Consider the following 14,516-nt stretch of genomic DNA (forward strand, 5'->3'; position numbering starts at 1 on the left):
CTGCGCTGCAAAGCATCTGCCATCTACATATCACAATAAGTGAACGGTTTGCGCGGCATGCTGGCGGGCATGATTTTGAACCACCCGCATCGCGAAACGCCCCATGCCGCGGCCGCCATGCGGATGCCGGGAGGGCGATGATGACGACCTGGCAATCGTCCGCAGCGGCGGCCATCGCGGCGCGATTCCACCGGGTGCGCCGGTGCACGCTGGAGCTGTGCGCCGGCCTCAGCGCCGAGGACCTGCAACTGCAGTCGATGCCCGACGCCAGCCCCGGCAAGTGGCACCTGGCGCATACCAGCTGGTTCTTCGAGCAGTTCGTGCTGGGCCGCGACCCGGCATACCGACCGCGCGACCCGGCCTGGCATTACCTGTTCAACTCCTACTACCAGTCGGTCGGCCCGATGCATGCCCGGCCGCAGCGCGGTCTGCTGTCGCGGCCGTCGCTGGACGAAGTACACGACTACCGGCGCCGCATCGACGACGCGGTGGGCGAACTGCTCGGCCGCGATGACGATGCAGGGCTGCTCGAACTGGTCGAGCTGGGTCTGCAGCACGAACAGCAGCACCAGGAACTGCTGCTGACCGATATCAAGCATGCATTCTGGTGCAACCCGCTGCAGCCGGCGTATCGCGCACCGATTGCCGCGGCGGATGCGAAAGCGGTGCCGCTGCGTTTCGTCGCGGGCCGTGAGGGCATCGTCGAGATCGGCCACCGCGGCGAGGGCTTCGCGTTCGACAACGAAACTCCGCGCCACCGCACCCTGCTGCAGCCGCACGCGCTGGCCAACCGCCTGGTGACCAATGCCGAGTATCTGGCCTTCGTGCGCGAGGGTGGCTACCGCGAACCCGGGCTGTGGCTGTCCGACGGCTGGGCCACGGTGCAGCGCGAGGGTTGGCGGCATCCGCTCTACTGGCAGGAGGACCTGGCCAGCGAATTCACCCTGGCCGGCGTGCGCGCGCTCGATCCGCACGAACCGGTCTGTCATCTCAGCTATTACGAGGCCGAAGCGTTCGCGCATTGGGCTGGCGCGCGGCTGCCCACCGAGGCCGAGTGGGAATCGGCGGCGCAGGGCGTCGCGATCGACGGCAACCTGCAGGATGCGCGGCGCTTCCAGCCGCGCGCGGCAGCAGTTGGCGACACCGGCCTGCAGCAGCTTTACGGCGACGCATGGGAGTGGACCGCGTCGCCCTACATCAACTATCCGGGCTTCCGCCCGCTGCCCGGTTCGCTGGGCGAGTACAACGGCAAGTTCATGTGCGGCCAATGGGTATTGCGCGGCGGCTCCTGCGCCACCCCGCGCGATCATATCCGCGCTTCGTACCGCAATTTCTTTCCACCTCAGGCCCGTTGGCAATTCGCCGGGCTGCGATTGGGCCAGGACCGATGAGCAGTGTGCAACCCTGTGGCATCAGCGACGACGAACGCCGCCCGCCGAGCAGCGAGCTGCTGGAGGTCGTCCAGCGCGGCCTCGGCATGAAGCCGAAGCGGCTGCCGTCGTGGTTGTTCTACGACGAACGCGGCTCGGCGCTGTTCGAGCGGATCTGCGAGCAGCCGGAGTACTACCTCACGCGCTGCGAGATCGCGCTGATGGACGAACACGCGGCCGACATCGCCGAGGCACTGGGCAGCGAGGTGCGGCTGGTCGAGTACGGCAGCGGCAACGCGATCAAGACCCGCATGCTGCTCGAGCACCTGCACGCGCCGGTGACCTATGTGCCAGTGGAGATCTCGCCCGAGCCGTTGCGGCAAAGCATGGAACGGCTGGCGGCGGCGTTCCCGCGGCTGCCGCTGCAGCCGCTGTGCGCGGATTTCAGCCGGCCGCTGCGGTTGCCGATCCCGCCGCGGGCGCCGCGGCGCACCGTGCTGTATTTCCCCGGTTCCACCATCGGCAATTTCGAGAACCGCGGCGCCGCCGCGCTGCTGCGCAAGATGCGCAACGAGATGGGCGACGCCGGCGGCATCCTGATCGGGGTGGACCTGAAGAAGGATCCGGCGCTGATCGAGGCGGCCTACAACGACCGCGCCGGCGTCACCGCCGAGTTCACCTTGAACATGCTGGCGCGGCTGAACCGCGAGATCGGCAGCAACTTCGAGCTGTCCGCCTTCGCCCACCGCGCGCACTACAACCCGATGGCCGGGCGTATCGAGACGCATCTGGTCAGTCGCCGCGAGCAGCAGGTGAAGGTGGGCCGCGTGAACGTGCCGTTCCGCATCGACGAGGCGATCCAGGTGGAGTACAGCTGCAAGTATTCGCTGGAGGATTTCGCCGCGCTGGCCGCCCGCGCCGGGCTGGCCGTGCAGCGCGTGTGGACCGACCCGCAGCGGATGTTCAGCGTGCAGTACCTGGTGCGCGCCAGCGCCGCGGCGCGCTGACGCAGCGACTGCTTGTTGCCGGTTCTTTGCAGGGCGGGCACGGCCCGCCGGCTTTTGATCCCGTGACGCAGCAGCGGCGGACAGTGTCCGCCCTACGAAGCCGGAAAGGTGCGTGCCATCAGTGGATGCCGTACAGCGCCTTCACGTCGCCGGTCAACGCGGCCTGGCTGTCCGCCCGTGCGTAGAACATGTGGCCGCCGGGATAGTTCTTCACCTGCACGCGGGTCGGGTCGCCCATCGCCGGCATCTGGTCGACGATCAACACCGAGGCCATGAACGGGCAGGACAGGTCGTCCCAGCCGTGCGCGATCAGCACGCGCAGGCCCGGGTCGTTGGCGACCGCCTCGCGCAGTTGCGATACCGAGCCCTTGTCGGCGTCCTCGTCCTGGTGCCACAACTTGTTCACCTCGTAGCTGAGCGCGTTGTAGCGGCCGTCGACTTTCCAGCCCACGACGCGGGTGACGAAGTCGACCATCGCGCTGGTGGTGGGCGCGATGATGCCGTTGAGGATCGGGTCGCCGGTCTGCTGGTGCGGCGCGTACGGGAACGGGTCCCAGGCGGTGACGTTGGAGTCGTAGCGGCTGCCCAGCTTGCCTTCGGCTCGGTATACCTCGCGCAGGTAGGCCTGGGTCTCGATGCGCCCGCCGGAGCGCTTCACGAACAGCGGGTCGAGCCCGGTCAGCTCGGTGACTTTCTTCACCACGCGGTCGGTGGCGTGCGGGTCGGAGCGGCCGCGCATCAGGTCGCTGGCGTATTCGCCGCGGGTGTATTCGACGATCGGCGCCATTGCCTCGGCGCTGAGCCGGTGCTCGCGCTCCAGGTGCGCGGCGGCGATCGAGGGCAGGGTGAGCATCCACGGCAGCGGCGACACGTTCTCGTCGTGGTAGGCCGCCGGGTCGAGGTAGGGCGACAGCAGCACCACGCCCTTCATCGCCACGCCGAGCCGGGTCTGCAGGTACTCGGTGATGCGCGGGCCGCGGAAGCCGCCATAGCTTTCGCCGACCAGGTACTTGCGCGAACCCATGCGACCGTTCTTGACCAGCCAGTCGTAGACGATGCGCGACAGGTACTTGATGTCGCTGTCGGTGCTGTAGAACTGCTTGGTCGCTTCCTTGTCGTCGACCAGCGCGCGGCTGTATCCGGTGCCTACGGGATCGATGAACACCAGGTCGGTGAAGCCCAGCCAGGTGCCGGGGTTGTCGTGCAGCGTCGCCGGATCGGACGGGTTGTCGCCCTCGACGCCGAAGTTCACCTTCTTCGGCCCGATCGCACCGAGGTTCAAGTACACCGACGAGGCGCCCGGGCCGCCGTTCAGCGCGAACGTCACCGGCCGGTCCTTGCCGGGCATGGTATAGGCGGTGAACACCACTTCACCGGTGGTCTTGCCCTTCTCGTCGCGCACCGGCAGCGCGCCGACGGTGACCGTGTACTTGAGCGTCTTGCCGTCCACCGTGGCCGATTGCGTCACGTGCGCATCGGCCGGCAGCGGCGGCAGCTGGAAGCCATCGCTGCCGGCCGGCTCCGCCGCTGCCGGCTTGTGGGTGTCGGCGGCGAGCACCGGGGCAAGGCTGGACGCGGCCAGCACGAAGGCGGCCAGCAGGACGGAGGGCAGGGACTTGCGCACGATGTTTCCTTGCGGACGAAAGCGGCCAGCTTAACCGGCCGCGCCGCGGCGGAAGTGTGCATAAAGGCATGGGTGGTGGCGCTCAGCGCCTGTGAAGAAAACCACTTCCTGTGGTTTTCTTCTGTCGCGAGTCCGGCACATGTCCGGACTCGCTCACGCGGATCGGGCACTTCGTGCCCGATCCGCGTCCGGCCATCGGGCAACCGCTCCTGCGTTGCCTCAACTCGGGCGTCCATGCCCTCGCCATGGCCGGGCTTCGAGGTTGAAAAATTCACAACCTCTCAGCGCCGCGCCGCCACGACGGGCTCCGGCCTGGCGAGCGGTGGCGCCACGCGTGCCATCCAGCGCTCGAATGCCAGCATGAAGCCCTGCAGCGACTGCGCGGTGGCCGGATCGGTCAGCGTGCCGTCGGTGTCGAAGCGGCTGGCCGCGCCTGCCACAAACAGGGTCGGTGCCGGCATGACCAGCGCGCCGCAAGTGTGCAGCACCTGGCGCAGCGAAGCCTGGGCCAGGCGCGTACCCCACGGGCCGCTGCTGGCGCCGAGCACGGCCATGGGTTTTTCCGGCAGCACATCACCCGCAGGGCTTTCGCGCGACAGCCAGTCCAGCGCGTTCTTCAGCACACCGGGGATGGCATGGTTGTACTCGGGCGTGGCGATGACCAGGCCGTCCGCGGCGGCGATCGCCGCGCGCAGCGCCTGCACGCCGGCGGGGCCGGCCGGGTCGTGTTGCTCCAGGTCTTCGTCGAACAGCGGCACGGCAGCCAGCGCGTCGTAGACGTCCAGTTGCAGCGTCGCCGGTGCCTGGGCCATGGCGGCCCGAAGCAGGCGGCGGTTCCAGGAATCGCGGCGCAGGCTGCCGGCAAGGCACAGCACGCGGCGGACGGGAGCGGCGTGTAAGGTGGTCATCTCGGTATCTCCGGTGAGCAAAGGGTCAGGGTTCGAACAGCAGCAGGAAGGCGCAGGCGACCAGCAGGACGCCCATCACGATGTCGACGCCGCGGCGCACCGCAGGGCGCACCAGCCACCGGGCCAGCCATGCGCCCAGCGCGGCCCACAGCAGCAGGCACAGGGTGGGGATCAGCACGAACAGTCCGGCCAGCGGCAGGTAATCGCGCAGGCCGGTGGCCGGCATCGCCGCCAGCACGGTCAGCACGATCACCCAGCTTTTCGGGTTGAGGAACTGGAAGCCGATCAGGCCCAGGGTGCCGGCCGGCAAGGCCGCCGACGTCGCGGCGGCGTGTCGTGGCGCGACGCCGGCGGCGCACAGCGATACGCCGAGCCAGATCAGGTACAGGGCGCCGATCGCGCCGGTCCACCGCCGCAGTGACAGGTGCGTGGCGAAAGCCGCACCTGCACCCAGCGCCACCACCGCGAGCAGCAACAGGCCGCCGCACACGATGCCGGCGATCGCCGGCAGCGCGCCGCGCAGGCCGGCGTGTCCTGCCGCGCGCAGCACCACCAGGTTGTTCGGGCCGGGCGTGATCGCGGCCACGCAGAGCAGGCCGCACGCGGCGAGCAACGGATCCATGCGGCTCCTCATCGGCAATGGTCGAATGAAGTGCATGTTCGGACGGATCACTGGTCTGTGCCGCAAGGTTTATGGTCTAGAATTCCGACCATGAACGAGTTGCCGTTGAATGCCCTGCGCGCGTTCGCCATGGTCTACGCGCATGGCGGCGTGCGCGCCGCCGCGCGTGAGCTGGGCATGGCGCACTCCTCGGTGAGCCGGCACCTGGGCGAGCTGGATCGCTGGCTGGGCGTGCCGTTGCTGCGTGCGGCGGCCGGGCGCGGTCCGCTGGTTTTCACCCCGCAGGGCGAGGCGCTGGGTCGCGCCACGCTGGCCGGCCTGCGCGAGATCGAACAGGCGGTGGCGGCGTTGCGCGAGACCCGGCCGGCGCATGCGGTGACGTTGTCCACCTCGCCGTCGTTCGCGATCCGCTGGCTGCTGCCGCGGTTGCCCGCGCTGGAAAAGGCGCACCCGAAGATCGAGCTGTCGGTGCAGGTGGAACAGCGGCTGGACGCGTTGGACGATGGCCGCATCGACCTGGCGATCCGCATGGGCAACGGACCGTGGCCGGGGCTGCATGCCGAGCCGTTGATGGACGACGCGCTGTACCCGGTGATGAGCCCGGCGCTGTGGCAGGCGTCCGGACGTCCGTCGAAGCCGGCGCAACTGGCCGGCCTGCGCCTGCTGCACGATCGCGACCCGCAGGCGGCGTGGGAGCTGTGGCGGCAGGTACATGGGCCGGCGAAGCTTTCGCTGCAGGGTGGCGCGCGCTACACCTCGTCCGACCTGGTGTTGCGCGCGGCGATGCAGGGTCAGGGCGTGGCGCTGGCGCGGCACCGGCTGGCCGCGGACGATGTGGCGAACGGCAGCCTGCTGCGCCCGTTCGGCGAGCTCGACGTACCGCTGGGGCCGTCGTACTGGATCGTGCGGCCGCCGGCAAAACCGCGCGCCGCGGTGGCTGCGGTGATCGACTGGCTGCGCTGGCAGGCGGCCGGCGCCGGCACGCGCTGATCAGCCGCGCGCCAGCGCACCCTCTACGAACTGCTGCAGCTGCGCCGCATTGAGCGCACCGGATTGCCGCGCGATCTCGCGGCCCTGCCTGAACATGATCAGGGTGGGGATGCTGCGGATGCCGAAGCGCCCGGCCAGTTGCGGCTGCGCCTCGGTATCCAGCTTGGCCAGCCGCAGGCGCGGTTCGAACTTGCCGGCGGCCTGCACGAACACCGGCGCGAAGCCGACGCACGGCCCGCACCAAGGCGCCCAGAAATCCACCAGCACCGGCAGGTCGCCGCGGCCGGCGATCGCGTCGAAGTTCGCCGCGGTCAGCTCCACCGGATGTCCCTCGAACAGCGCCTGCTTGCAGCGGCCGCAGTTGGGGTGCTCGCCGAGGCGTTCGGCCGGCACGCGGTTCAGCGCGCCGCAATGCGGGCAGGGGATGGCCAGCGGTGTACTCATGGCAGACTCCGGTAACGGGTCAGGCGCCAGGCGCCAACGCCGACAAGATGGCGGCGCCCGTTGCCGAAACCAAGCCGAGCCGACATGCCGCGACGTCCCGATGCATCCGCTTCACACTGGCCGCAGCGAAGCCTGCTTGCGCTGGGCATGCTGTGGGCCTTGCCAAACAGCGTGGCCGGCCTGCTGCTGGGTTTGGCCGGCGTGGCCTTCGGCGCGCAGCTGCGCTGGCAGCAGCGCGAACTGGCGCTGGTGGTGCGGCGCTGGCCGTGGGGCGGCGGGGCGTTGACCCTGGGCAACGTGATCGTGCACACCGGCGAGCGGCTGGACGTGCCGTGCTTCACCTATGCGCATCGCGCGGGCCGCTGCATCGAGCCGCCTGTGTCCCTGGCCGACCACGAACGTGCCCACGTCTACCAGTACATGCTGCTCGGTCCGCTGTTCCTGCCGCTGTACCTGCTGTGCGGCGGCATCAGCGTGCGCAATCCGTTCGAGCGCGCGGCCGATCGCTACGCCCGCTCGGGGCGCGGCTGGTGGCCGTGGTCGCGGGAAGGCCGCTGAGCCGCTTGCGCGGTCAGGCTGCCGCGCGGGGCACGAAGCGCAGCGCCACCGAGTTCATGCAGTAGCGCAGGCCCGTCGGCCGAGGGCCGTCGTCGAAGACATGGCCGAGGTGGCTGTCACAGCCGGCGCAGCCGATCGCGATGCGGTCCATGCCGAACATGGTGTCGTGGCGCTCGATCACGTTGCGGGCGGCGATCGGCTGCCAGAAGCTGGGCCAGCCGGTGCCGGAGTCGAACTCGGTGGCGGCGTCGTACAGCGCGGTGGCGCAGGCAACGCAGCGGAACAGGCCGGGCACGGAGGGCCGTTCGTGCTCGCCGCTGAATGCGCGCTCGGTGCCGTCCTGACGCATGATCTCGTACGACGCCGGCGCCAGCCGCTGCCGCCATTGCGCATCGCTCAGCACCAGCTTCGCCACCTTGCGCGCGCCGAGGTCGCGGCCGGCGTCGTCGAAGATTTCCAGCAACACCGCGCCGGGTATGCCGACCGGCATGTTCGCCGCCGCATGCAGGCGCGGCACCAGCAGGCCGCCGCCGACGGCCAGCAACGCACCGCCGCCGAGAGCGGCGCGCAGGAAGCGGCGGCGATCCATCGCGAGGGTTTCATCAATGCGGGACATGGCAGCCTCCGTGGAGATGCGTGCAGCGGTCAATCAACCGAACGTGAACGCGTACGCCTGCACGCCCGGATCCTGGAACTCGATCTCGAACAGCCGCTCGCCGCTGCCGCTGGCCTGGCGTACCAGCTGGTACAGGCGCTGGCCGGTGACCGTGCCGTTGCCGGCCTCGTCGGTGTCCATGCCGTGGTCGGCGCCGGGCGGCTTGCCGTCGATGGTGACGCGGTAGCGGATCGGCTTGCCGTCGCTGGCCGGGCCGAGCACCAGGTGCAGGTCGCGGCCGCGGAAGCGGTAGACGATGGCGCCGCCGTCCCGGTCCAGCTGCGCGTTCTCGTCGTGCACCGTCCAGCGGCCGTCGAGCGACCACTGGTCCGCGGCGAGCGAGGAGGGTGCGTGGTAGTCGTGTGCGTCGTCGCGCGCCACCCGGCCGCCGACGAAGTTCATCGCGCGGGCATAGCCGACGTAGGTCTCCGGCGAACGGGTGGGATCGTTCGACGCGGCCGCCTCGACGCCGTGGTGATCGTCGCTGACGTAGCCGCCGGGCAGGTTCTTCTGGCCGGCATCGACCAGCAGCTGGCGGATCACATCCTCGCTTTCCCGGTACTCGCCTTCACCGAAGTGGTGATGGCGGATCTGCCCCTGCGCGTCGATGAAGTAGTGCGCCGGCCAGTACTCGTTGTTGAAGCCTTTCCAGATCGCATAGTTGTTGTCCAGCGCGACGGGATAGTCGACGCCCAGATCCTTGATCGCCTTGGCGACGTTGGCCGGGTCCTTCTCGAACGCGAACTCCGGCGCGTGCACGCCGATCACCACCAGGCCGTGGTCCTTGTACTTGTCGGCCCAGCCGCGCACGTACGGCAGCGTGCGAATGCAGTTGATGCAGGAGTAGGTCCAGAAATCGACCAGCACCACCTTGCCGCGCAGCGAGTCGGTGGTCAGCGGCGGGCTGTTCAGCCATTGCGTGGCACCGGCCAGCGACGGGAACGTACCTTCCACCGGCAGCGGCTCGCCGGCCTTCGGCGCCGGCTGCGGTGCGGGCGCCGGACGCACCGCATTGATCAGCTTCTGTTCGATGCCGCCGGTGCTGGCCAGCGAGACGCGGGTGAGCAGGCCGGTATCCAGGCCCAGCGCGATCGCGGCCACGCCGCACAGCACCAGCACGCCGAGCGCACGGCGCACCCACTCGCCGGCGCCGAGCGAGCGCCTCATCAATGCGAACACCTTGCCGCCGATCAGCAGCGCCAGACCCAGCGAGGTGGCCGCGCCGGCGGCATAGGTGAGCAGCAGCAGGGTGGTCTGCACGCTGGCGCCGTTCAGCGCCGCGCCGGTCAGCAGCAGGCCCAGGATCGGCCCCGCGCACGGTGCCCACAGCAAGCCGGTGGCCACGCCCAGGCCGGCCGCGCCCCAGACTGAATCGCCGTCGCCGGCCGAGCGCTGCGACAGCCGGTTGCCCAGCGCCACGAACGGGCGGGTGATCCACTCGGCCAGATGGGTCGACAGCAGGGTGAGGCCGAGGAAGGCCAGCACCAGCATCGCCACCCAGCGGCCGTACTGGTTCGCGTGCACCGCCCAGCCGCCGCCCAGCGCGGCCAGCGTGGCGACCACCGCGAAGGTGATCGCCATGCCCAGCAGCATCGGGAAGCCATTGCGCATGAACGGCCGGTCGGAACGGGCGAACACGAACGGCAGCACCGGCAGGATGCACGGGCTGAGGATGGTCAGTACGCCGCCGAGATAGGCGAGGATCAGCACGAGCATGGGAGGCATCCGTGGAAGGTTGTCTGGTTATTCGCCGGCGTGCCGACGGCGGTTACCTGCAGGTACGGGGTAACCCCGGGACCGGATGCGGCGAATACTCCCAAAGTCCGTGAAGAAAACCACTTCCTGTGGTTTTCTTCTGTCGCGAGTCCGGTACACGCCCGGACTCGCTCACAAGGAACAGTCACTTGCGTGACTGTTCCTTGTCCGGCCATCCGTGGCCGGGGCCTGAGAGGTTGAATAGTCACAACCTCTCAGGCGTTCCGCCGTGGAGCGAAGCATGTCGCAAGCCTTGACCGCCACCGCCTGCATGGGTCTAGATAGTGGACTTTCCCTGCGGACGAGTCCCGCTCCGACCGTGTCAGCCGACGTCGCCACCGCGAACGACAGCGAAACCCCCGACCGGCGCCGGGTGGCGTGGATGGCGGCTGCGCAGGCCGGCGACCGCCGTGCCTACGAGAGGCTGCTGGCCGATTCGGTGGCGCTTATCCGCACTACCGCGCGGCGCCAGGGCGTGGCGCCGGATGGCCTGGACGACGTGGTGCAGGAGACCCTGATCACCGTGCACCGGGTGCGCCATACCTACGACCCGGGCCGTTCGTACGATGCGTGGCTGACCGCGATCGCCAGCCGCCGCGCGATCGACGCGCTGCGCAGCCGCGGCCGTCGCGACAGCCGCGAACTGCACGACGACTACGCGCTCGACCGGCACCCGGATGCCGACGACGCCAGCGCCGCCACCGAGAGCGGCCAGCGTGCGCAGCGCTTGCACGAGGCGATCGCCGAACTGCCGCCGGGTCAGCGCGAGGCGGTGGAACAGCTGGGCCTGCGCGAGCGTTCGCTCAGCGAGGCGGCCGAGCTGACCGGCCGCAACGCCGGCGCGCTGAAAGTGAATCTGCACCGCGCGTTGAAGGCGCTGCGCGAACGTTTCCATGGAGAACCCTGACGTGATGCCCGAGCCGTCATCCCATGAGGCGCTGATCGACCGTCTCGGCACCGGGCTGGTGCCGGTGCGGCGGCTGTTGCCGCCATGGTTGCGCACCGCCGGCTGGCTGCTGGTGGTGGTGGCGCTTGCGGTCGGGCTGCTGCTGCATTACGGCGCGGCCCCGATGCTGCGGCGCTGGGCCGCCACGCCCGACCTGGCCTGGGCCGGCGTCGGCGCAGTGATTACCGCGATCAGCGCGGCGTGGGCCGCGTTTGCGCTGGGCGTGCCGGGGCGGCCGGCGGCGTGGGCGTGGCTGCCGCTGCCCGGCGCAGTGCTGTGGATCGGCGCCAGCGGCCTCGGCTGCCTGCGCGAATGGATCGCGCCGGGCACCGAGATCGCCAGCATGCATCAGTCCGCCGATTGCCTGGTTTTCATCATCAGTTTCTCGGTGCCGTTGTCCGCCTTGCTGATCGTGCTGCTGCGCCGTGCCTGCCCGCTGCGGCCGGTGCTCACGGCCGTGCTGATCGGGCTGGCCAGCGCGGCCGCCTCGGCCAGCCTACTGGAGATCTGCCACGCCTACGATTCGGCCGCCACCGATCTGCTGACGCATGCGCTGGCCGTCGTCGCGGTGGTGGGTGTCAACGCCGCGATGGGCGGGCGGCTGCTGTCTAAAGCCTGAAGTCGCGCGGCCACCGTAGGGCGGGCAATGCCCGCCGGTCTGTCGTGATGTCGCAAGGCAAGAGCCGGCGGGCGGTGCCCGCCCTACGCGGTTCGTGATGCGTGTGATGCTTTGCCCTAATCCCGGCTCAGTCGCGGAAGTTGTCGAACTGCAGCGGCAGTTCGACGTCGGCCTTGCGCAGCACCGCCATGGCCAGTTGCAGGTCGTCGCGCTTCTTGCCGCTGACGCGCAGCTTGTCGCCGTTGATCTGCGCCTCGACCTTGAGCTTGGCCGCCTTCAGCTCGGCCACCAGTTTCTTGGCGATCGGCTGCTCGATACCCTGCTTCACCGTGATCTTCTGGCGCGAGCCGCCGAGGTTGGTTTCCGGATCGCCCGCATCGAGCGCGCGGATGTCGATCTTCCGCGCGGTCAGCCGGCCGCGCAGGATGTCCAGCATCTGCTGCAGCTGGAATTCGCTGGGCGCGCTCTGGGTGATCACGCCGTCGTCCAGTACGTATTTCGCGTCCACGCCCTTGAAGTCGAAGCGCGTGGCCAGTTCGCGGTTGGCCTGGTCGATCGCATTGGTCAGCTCGTGCTTGTCGACTTCGGAGATCACGTCAAAGGAAGGCATGGCGGCGGCTCGCTCGCTGGAAACTGAAGGCCTGAGTGTAAGCGATGCGGCTGGGCGATAATGCCGGACCTTCATTTCCGTCATTCCGGCGAAAGCCGGAATCCAGCGCCTCGTAACCGGCACAGGCACTGGATCCCGGCTTTCGCCGGGATGACGAACAAAAGCGCAATGGCGGGGCCATGGTGAGTTCTTGAAAACCGACGTGTTGATCATCGGCGCCGGCGCGGCGGGCCTGATGTGCGCGATCGCCGCCGGCCAGCGCGGCCGCCGCGTGCTGGTGGTCGACCATGCCAACAAGGTCGGCAAGAAGATCCTGATGTCCGGCGGCGGCCGCTGCAATTTCACCAACATGGGTGCGACGCCGGCGAACTACCTCTCGGCCAACCCGCATTTCGCCAAGTCGGCGCTGGCGCGCTACACGCCGTGGGATTTCATCGCGTTGGTCGAGAAACATCGCATCGCGTACCACGAGAAGGAACTGGGCCAGCTGTTCTGTGACGACTCGTCGAAGCAGATCGTGCGCATGCTGCTGGACGAGTGCGCTGCGGCTGGCGTGACGGTGGAGGCGAGTTGCGGCGTGCAACGCGTGCGCAGGACGCCGGAAGGCTTCAGCGTGCTCACAGCGCGCGGCGAGGTGCATGCCGAGTCGCTGGTGGTCGCCAGCGGCGGCCTGTCGATCCCCAGCATGGGTGCCAGCGGTTTCGGCTACGAACTGGCGCGCCAGTTCGGCCACGCCGTGCTGCCCACGCGCGCCGGCCTGGTGCCGTTGACCCTGAGCGGCAAGCACCAGGAGCATTACCAGGACCTCGCCGGCGTGGCGCTGCCCGCGGTGGAGGCGCGCGTTGGCAGGCACGGCTTTCGCGCCGGCCTGCTGTTCACCCATCGCGGGATCAGTGGCCCGGCGATCCTGCAGATCTCCTCGTACTGGCAGCCGGGCGACGACCTGCGCATCGACCTGCTGCCGGACCTCGACGTCGGCGCCTACCTGGTCGAACAACGCACGGCACGGCCGCTGGCGGAGCTGAAGACCGTGCTCGGCGAGGTATTGCCGAAACGGCTGGCACAGCGGCTGTGCGAACAGTGGTTCCTCGCTCCTCAAGACAGTGGCCATCCATGGCCACTCCCCGCGTACGACAACCGGCCGATGCGCCAGTACCGCGAGGCCGAACTGGTGCAGGTCGGTGCGCAGCTCAACGCCTGGCCGATCACCGCCAGCGGCAACGAAGGCTATCGCACCGCCGAAGTCACCCTGGGCGGCGTCGACACCGACGGACTCTCATCCAGCACCATGCAATCGAAACTCGTACCGGGCCTATACTTCATCGGCGAGGTGGTCGATGTCACCGGCTGGCTCGGCGGCTACAACTTCCAGTGGGCATGGGCCTCGGGGCAGGCGGCAGGAACAGTGGCGTGACAGGCGGATTTCGCGCGGATTGAATATCGCGCGTGCTTCACTGGGCGCCGGTTTCGGCACGAGGAGACTTGCATGAAAGTCGGATTCATCGGTCTCGGTGCGATGGGCAGCGCGATGGCCAGCAACCTGCTGGCGGCCGGCCACACGCTGACGGTTTGGAACCGCTCGGTGGCGGCCACCGAACCGCTGGCCTCGCTGGGCGCGAAGGTGGCGAAGACTGCCGACCGCGCCGTGCAGGGCGAAGTGCTGTGCAGCATGCTGGCGAACGACCAGGCGGTACGCGAGGTGTTCCTCGATGGCGGCCTGCTCGACGCGATGGATCCCGGCATCGTGCACGTCAACCACGCCACCATCTCGGTCGCACTGGCGCAGGAGCTGGCCGCGGAGCACGGCAAGCGCGGGCTGGAGTATGTCGCCGCGCCGGTGTTCGGCCGCCCGGACATGGCTGCCGCGGCGAAGCTGAATATCGTCGTGGCCGGCAAGCCGGCCGCCGTCGAGCGGATACGCCCGTTGCTGGAGGCCATGGGCAGCCGGGTGTGGCTGCTTGGCGAAGCGCCGGAGCGGGCCAACGTGGTGAAGATCGCGGGCAACTTCATGCTGGCCAGTGCCATCGAAAGCATGGCCGAAGCCACCGCGCTGACCCGTGCCTACGGCGTCGGCGCGGCAGATTTCCTCGACGTGATGACGAACACCCTGTTCGCCGCGCCGGCCTATCAGGGCTACGGCAAGTTGATCGCCGAGCAGCGCTTCAAGCCGGCCGGGTTCGCCTTGCCGCTGGGCTGCAAGGACGTGGGGCTGGCGCTGGCGGCGGGGGAGGCGCAGCGCGTGCCGCTGCCGTTCGCCGGCGTGCTGCGCGACGCCCTGCTGGAGGCGCTGGCCGCCGGCGACGAGCAACTGGACTGGTCCGCGCTGGCGCTGGTCGCCGCGCGGCGGGCGCATCTGGACGAACGCGAATGACCCTGCATCCGGATCGTGCGGCTTCGTCGGCCGGACG

Annotated in this window: 15 protein-coding genes; 8 read left to right on the forward strand and 7 right to left on the reverse strand. The window is 69.2% G+C overall.

Annotated features, from left to right (window positions below; genetic code table 11):
• The first annotated feature begins 140 nt into the window (after positions 1–140).
• Together egtB and egtD are read left to right on the forward strand one after the other, a co-directional pair.
• Positions 141–1,391 carry an ergothioneine biosynthesis protein EgtB gene (gene egtB, locus DEO45_RS06780; RefSeq protein WP_114341890.1) on the forward strand — a complete coding sequence of 417 codons (1,251 nt, stop codon included), beginning with the start codon at positions 141–143 and terminating at the stop codon, positions 1,389–1,391.
• Positions 1,388–2,377, forward strand: coding sequence for an L-histidine N(alpha)-methyltransferase (gene egtD, locus DEO45_RS06785; protein ID WP_114341554.1), 990 nt, complete (start codon positions 1,388–1,390; stop codon positions 2,375–2,377). The genes egtB and egtD overlap by 4 nt, the downstream gene beginning before the upstream one ends.
• A gap of 118 nt (positions 2,378–2,495) precedes the next feature.
• Here egtD and DEO45_RS06790 read toward each other — a convergent pair whose 3' ends face one another.
• From DEO45_RS06790 to DEO45_RS06800, 3 genes are all read right to left on the reverse strand, one after another.
• Positions 2,496–4,001: a S10 family peptidase gene (locus DEO45_RS06790; protein WP_114341558.1), complete on the reverse strand. Its 1,506-nt coding sequence runs from the start codon at positions 3,999–4,001 to the stop codon at positions 2,496–2,498.
• Between the two features lie 281 nt (positions 4,002–4,282).
• Positions 4,283–4,909: an NADPH-dependent FMN reductase gene (locus DEO45_RS06795; RefSeq protein WP_114341561.1), complete on the reverse strand. Its 627-nt coding sequence runs from the start codon at positions 4,907–4,909 to the stop codon at positions 4,283–4,285.
• A 25-nt stretch (positions 4,910–4,934) separates the two neighbouring features.
• Complete coding sequence (locus tag DEO45_RS06800; RefSeq protein ID WP_114341563.1) at positions 4,935–5,531, reverse strand: LysE family translocator; 597 nt, start codon at positions 5,529–5,531, stop codon at positions 4,935–4,937.
• Positions 5,532–5,621: 90 nt separating this feature from the next.
• Between DEO45_RS06800 and DEO45_RS06805 the strand changes: the two genes are divergently transcribed.
• The gene (locus DEO45_RS06805; RefSeq protein ID WP_114341566.1) at positions 5,622–6,521 is read left to right on the forward strand and encodes a LysR substrate-binding domain-containing protein; all 900 of its coding nucleotides are present in this window, start codon (positions 5,622–5,624) and stop codon (positions 6,519–6,521) included.
• On the opposite strand, the gene trxC is transcribed toward DEO45_RS06805, so the two are convergent.
• Positions 6,522–6,965 carry a thioredoxin TrxC gene (trxC, locus tag DEO45_RS06810; protein WP_108471148.1) on the reverse strand — a complete coding sequence of 148 codons (444 nt, stop codon included), beginning with the start codon at positions 6,963–6,965 and terminating at the stop codon, positions 6,522–6,524.
• Between the two features lie 84 nt (positions 6,966–7,049).
• On the opposite strand from trxC, the gene DEO45_RS06815 reads away from it, so the two are divergent.
• Positions 7,050–7,523 carry a hypothetical protein gene (locus DEO45_RS06815; protein WP_114341567.1) on the forward strand — a complete coding sequence of 158 codons (474 nt, stop codon included), beginning with the start codon at positions 7,050–7,052 and terminating at the stop codon, positions 7,521–7,523.
• Between the two features lie 13 nt (positions 7,524–7,536).
• On the opposite strand, the gene msrB is transcribed toward DEO45_RS06815, so the two are convergent.
• Together msrB and DEO45_RS06825 are read right to left on the reverse strand one after the other, a co-directional pair.
• Complete coding sequence (msrB, locus tag DEO45_RS06820; protein WP_114341570.1) at positions 7,537–8,139, reverse strand: peptide-methionine (R)-S-oxide reductase MsrB; 603 nt, start codon at positions 8,137–8,139, stop codon at positions 7,537–7,539.
• A 33-nt stretch (positions 8,140–8,172) separates the two neighbouring features.
• Positions 8,173–9,894 carry a cytochrome c biogenesis protein DipZ gene (locus tag DEO45_RS06825; protein WP_114341572.1) on the reverse strand — a complete coding sequence of 574 codons (1,722 nt, stop codon included), beginning with the start codon at positions 9,892–9,894 and terminating at the stop codon, positions 8,173–8,175.
• Positions 9,895–10,252: 358 nt separating this feature from the next.
• Here DEO45_RS06825 and DEO45_RS06830 point away from each other — a divergent pair, with 358 nt between their 5' ends.
• Positions 10,253–10,840: an RNA polymerase sigma factor gene (locus tag DEO45_RS06830; RefSeq protein ID WP_317616007.1), complete on the forward strand. Its 588-nt coding sequence runs from the start codon at positions 10,253–10,255 to the stop codon at positions 10,838–10,840.
• Between the two features lie 4 nt (positions 10,841–10,844).
• Positions 10,845–11,498 carry an NrsF family protein gene (locus tag DEO45_RS06835; RefSeq protein ID WP_114341574.1) on the forward strand — a complete coding sequence of 218 codons (654 nt, stop codon included), beginning with the start codon at positions 10,845–10,847 and terminating at the stop codon, positions 11,496–11,498.
• 127 nt (positions 11,499–11,625) lie between these two features.
• On the opposite strand, the gene DEO45_RS06840 is transcribed toward DEO45_RS06835, so the two are convergent.
• Complete coding sequence (locus tag DEO45_RS06840) at positions 11,626–12,108, reverse strand: YajQ family cyclic di-GMP-binding protein (RefSeq protein ID WP_114341577.1); 483 nt, start codon at positions 12,106–12,108, stop codon at positions 11,626–11,628.
• Positions 12,109–12,298: 190 nt separating this feature from the next.
• Here DEO45_RS06840 and DEO45_RS06845 point away from each other — a divergent pair, with 190 nt between their 5' ends.
• Positions 12,299–13,522: an NAD(P)/FAD-dependent oxidoreductase gene (locus DEO45_RS06845; RefSeq protein ID WP_114341579.1), complete on the forward strand. Its 1,224-nt coding sequence runs from the start codon at positions 12,299–12,301 to the stop codon at positions 13,520–13,522.
• Positions 13,523–13,594: 72 nt separating this feature from the next.
• Entirely contained in the window at positions 13,595–14,479 is an 885-nt protein-coding gene (locus DEO45_RS06850) for an NAD(P)-dependent oxidoreductase (protein WP_114341582.1), read from the forward strand.
• Positions 14,480–14,516 lie beyond the last annotated feature (37 nt).

Origin of the sequence: Rhodanobacter denitrificans, from assembly GCF_003335105.1 — a bacterium.
In the GTDB taxonomy this organism is placed as follows: Bacteria; Pseudomonadota; Gammaproteobacteria; order Xanthomonadales; family Rhodanobacteraceae; genus Rhodanobacter; species Rhodanobacter denitrificans_A.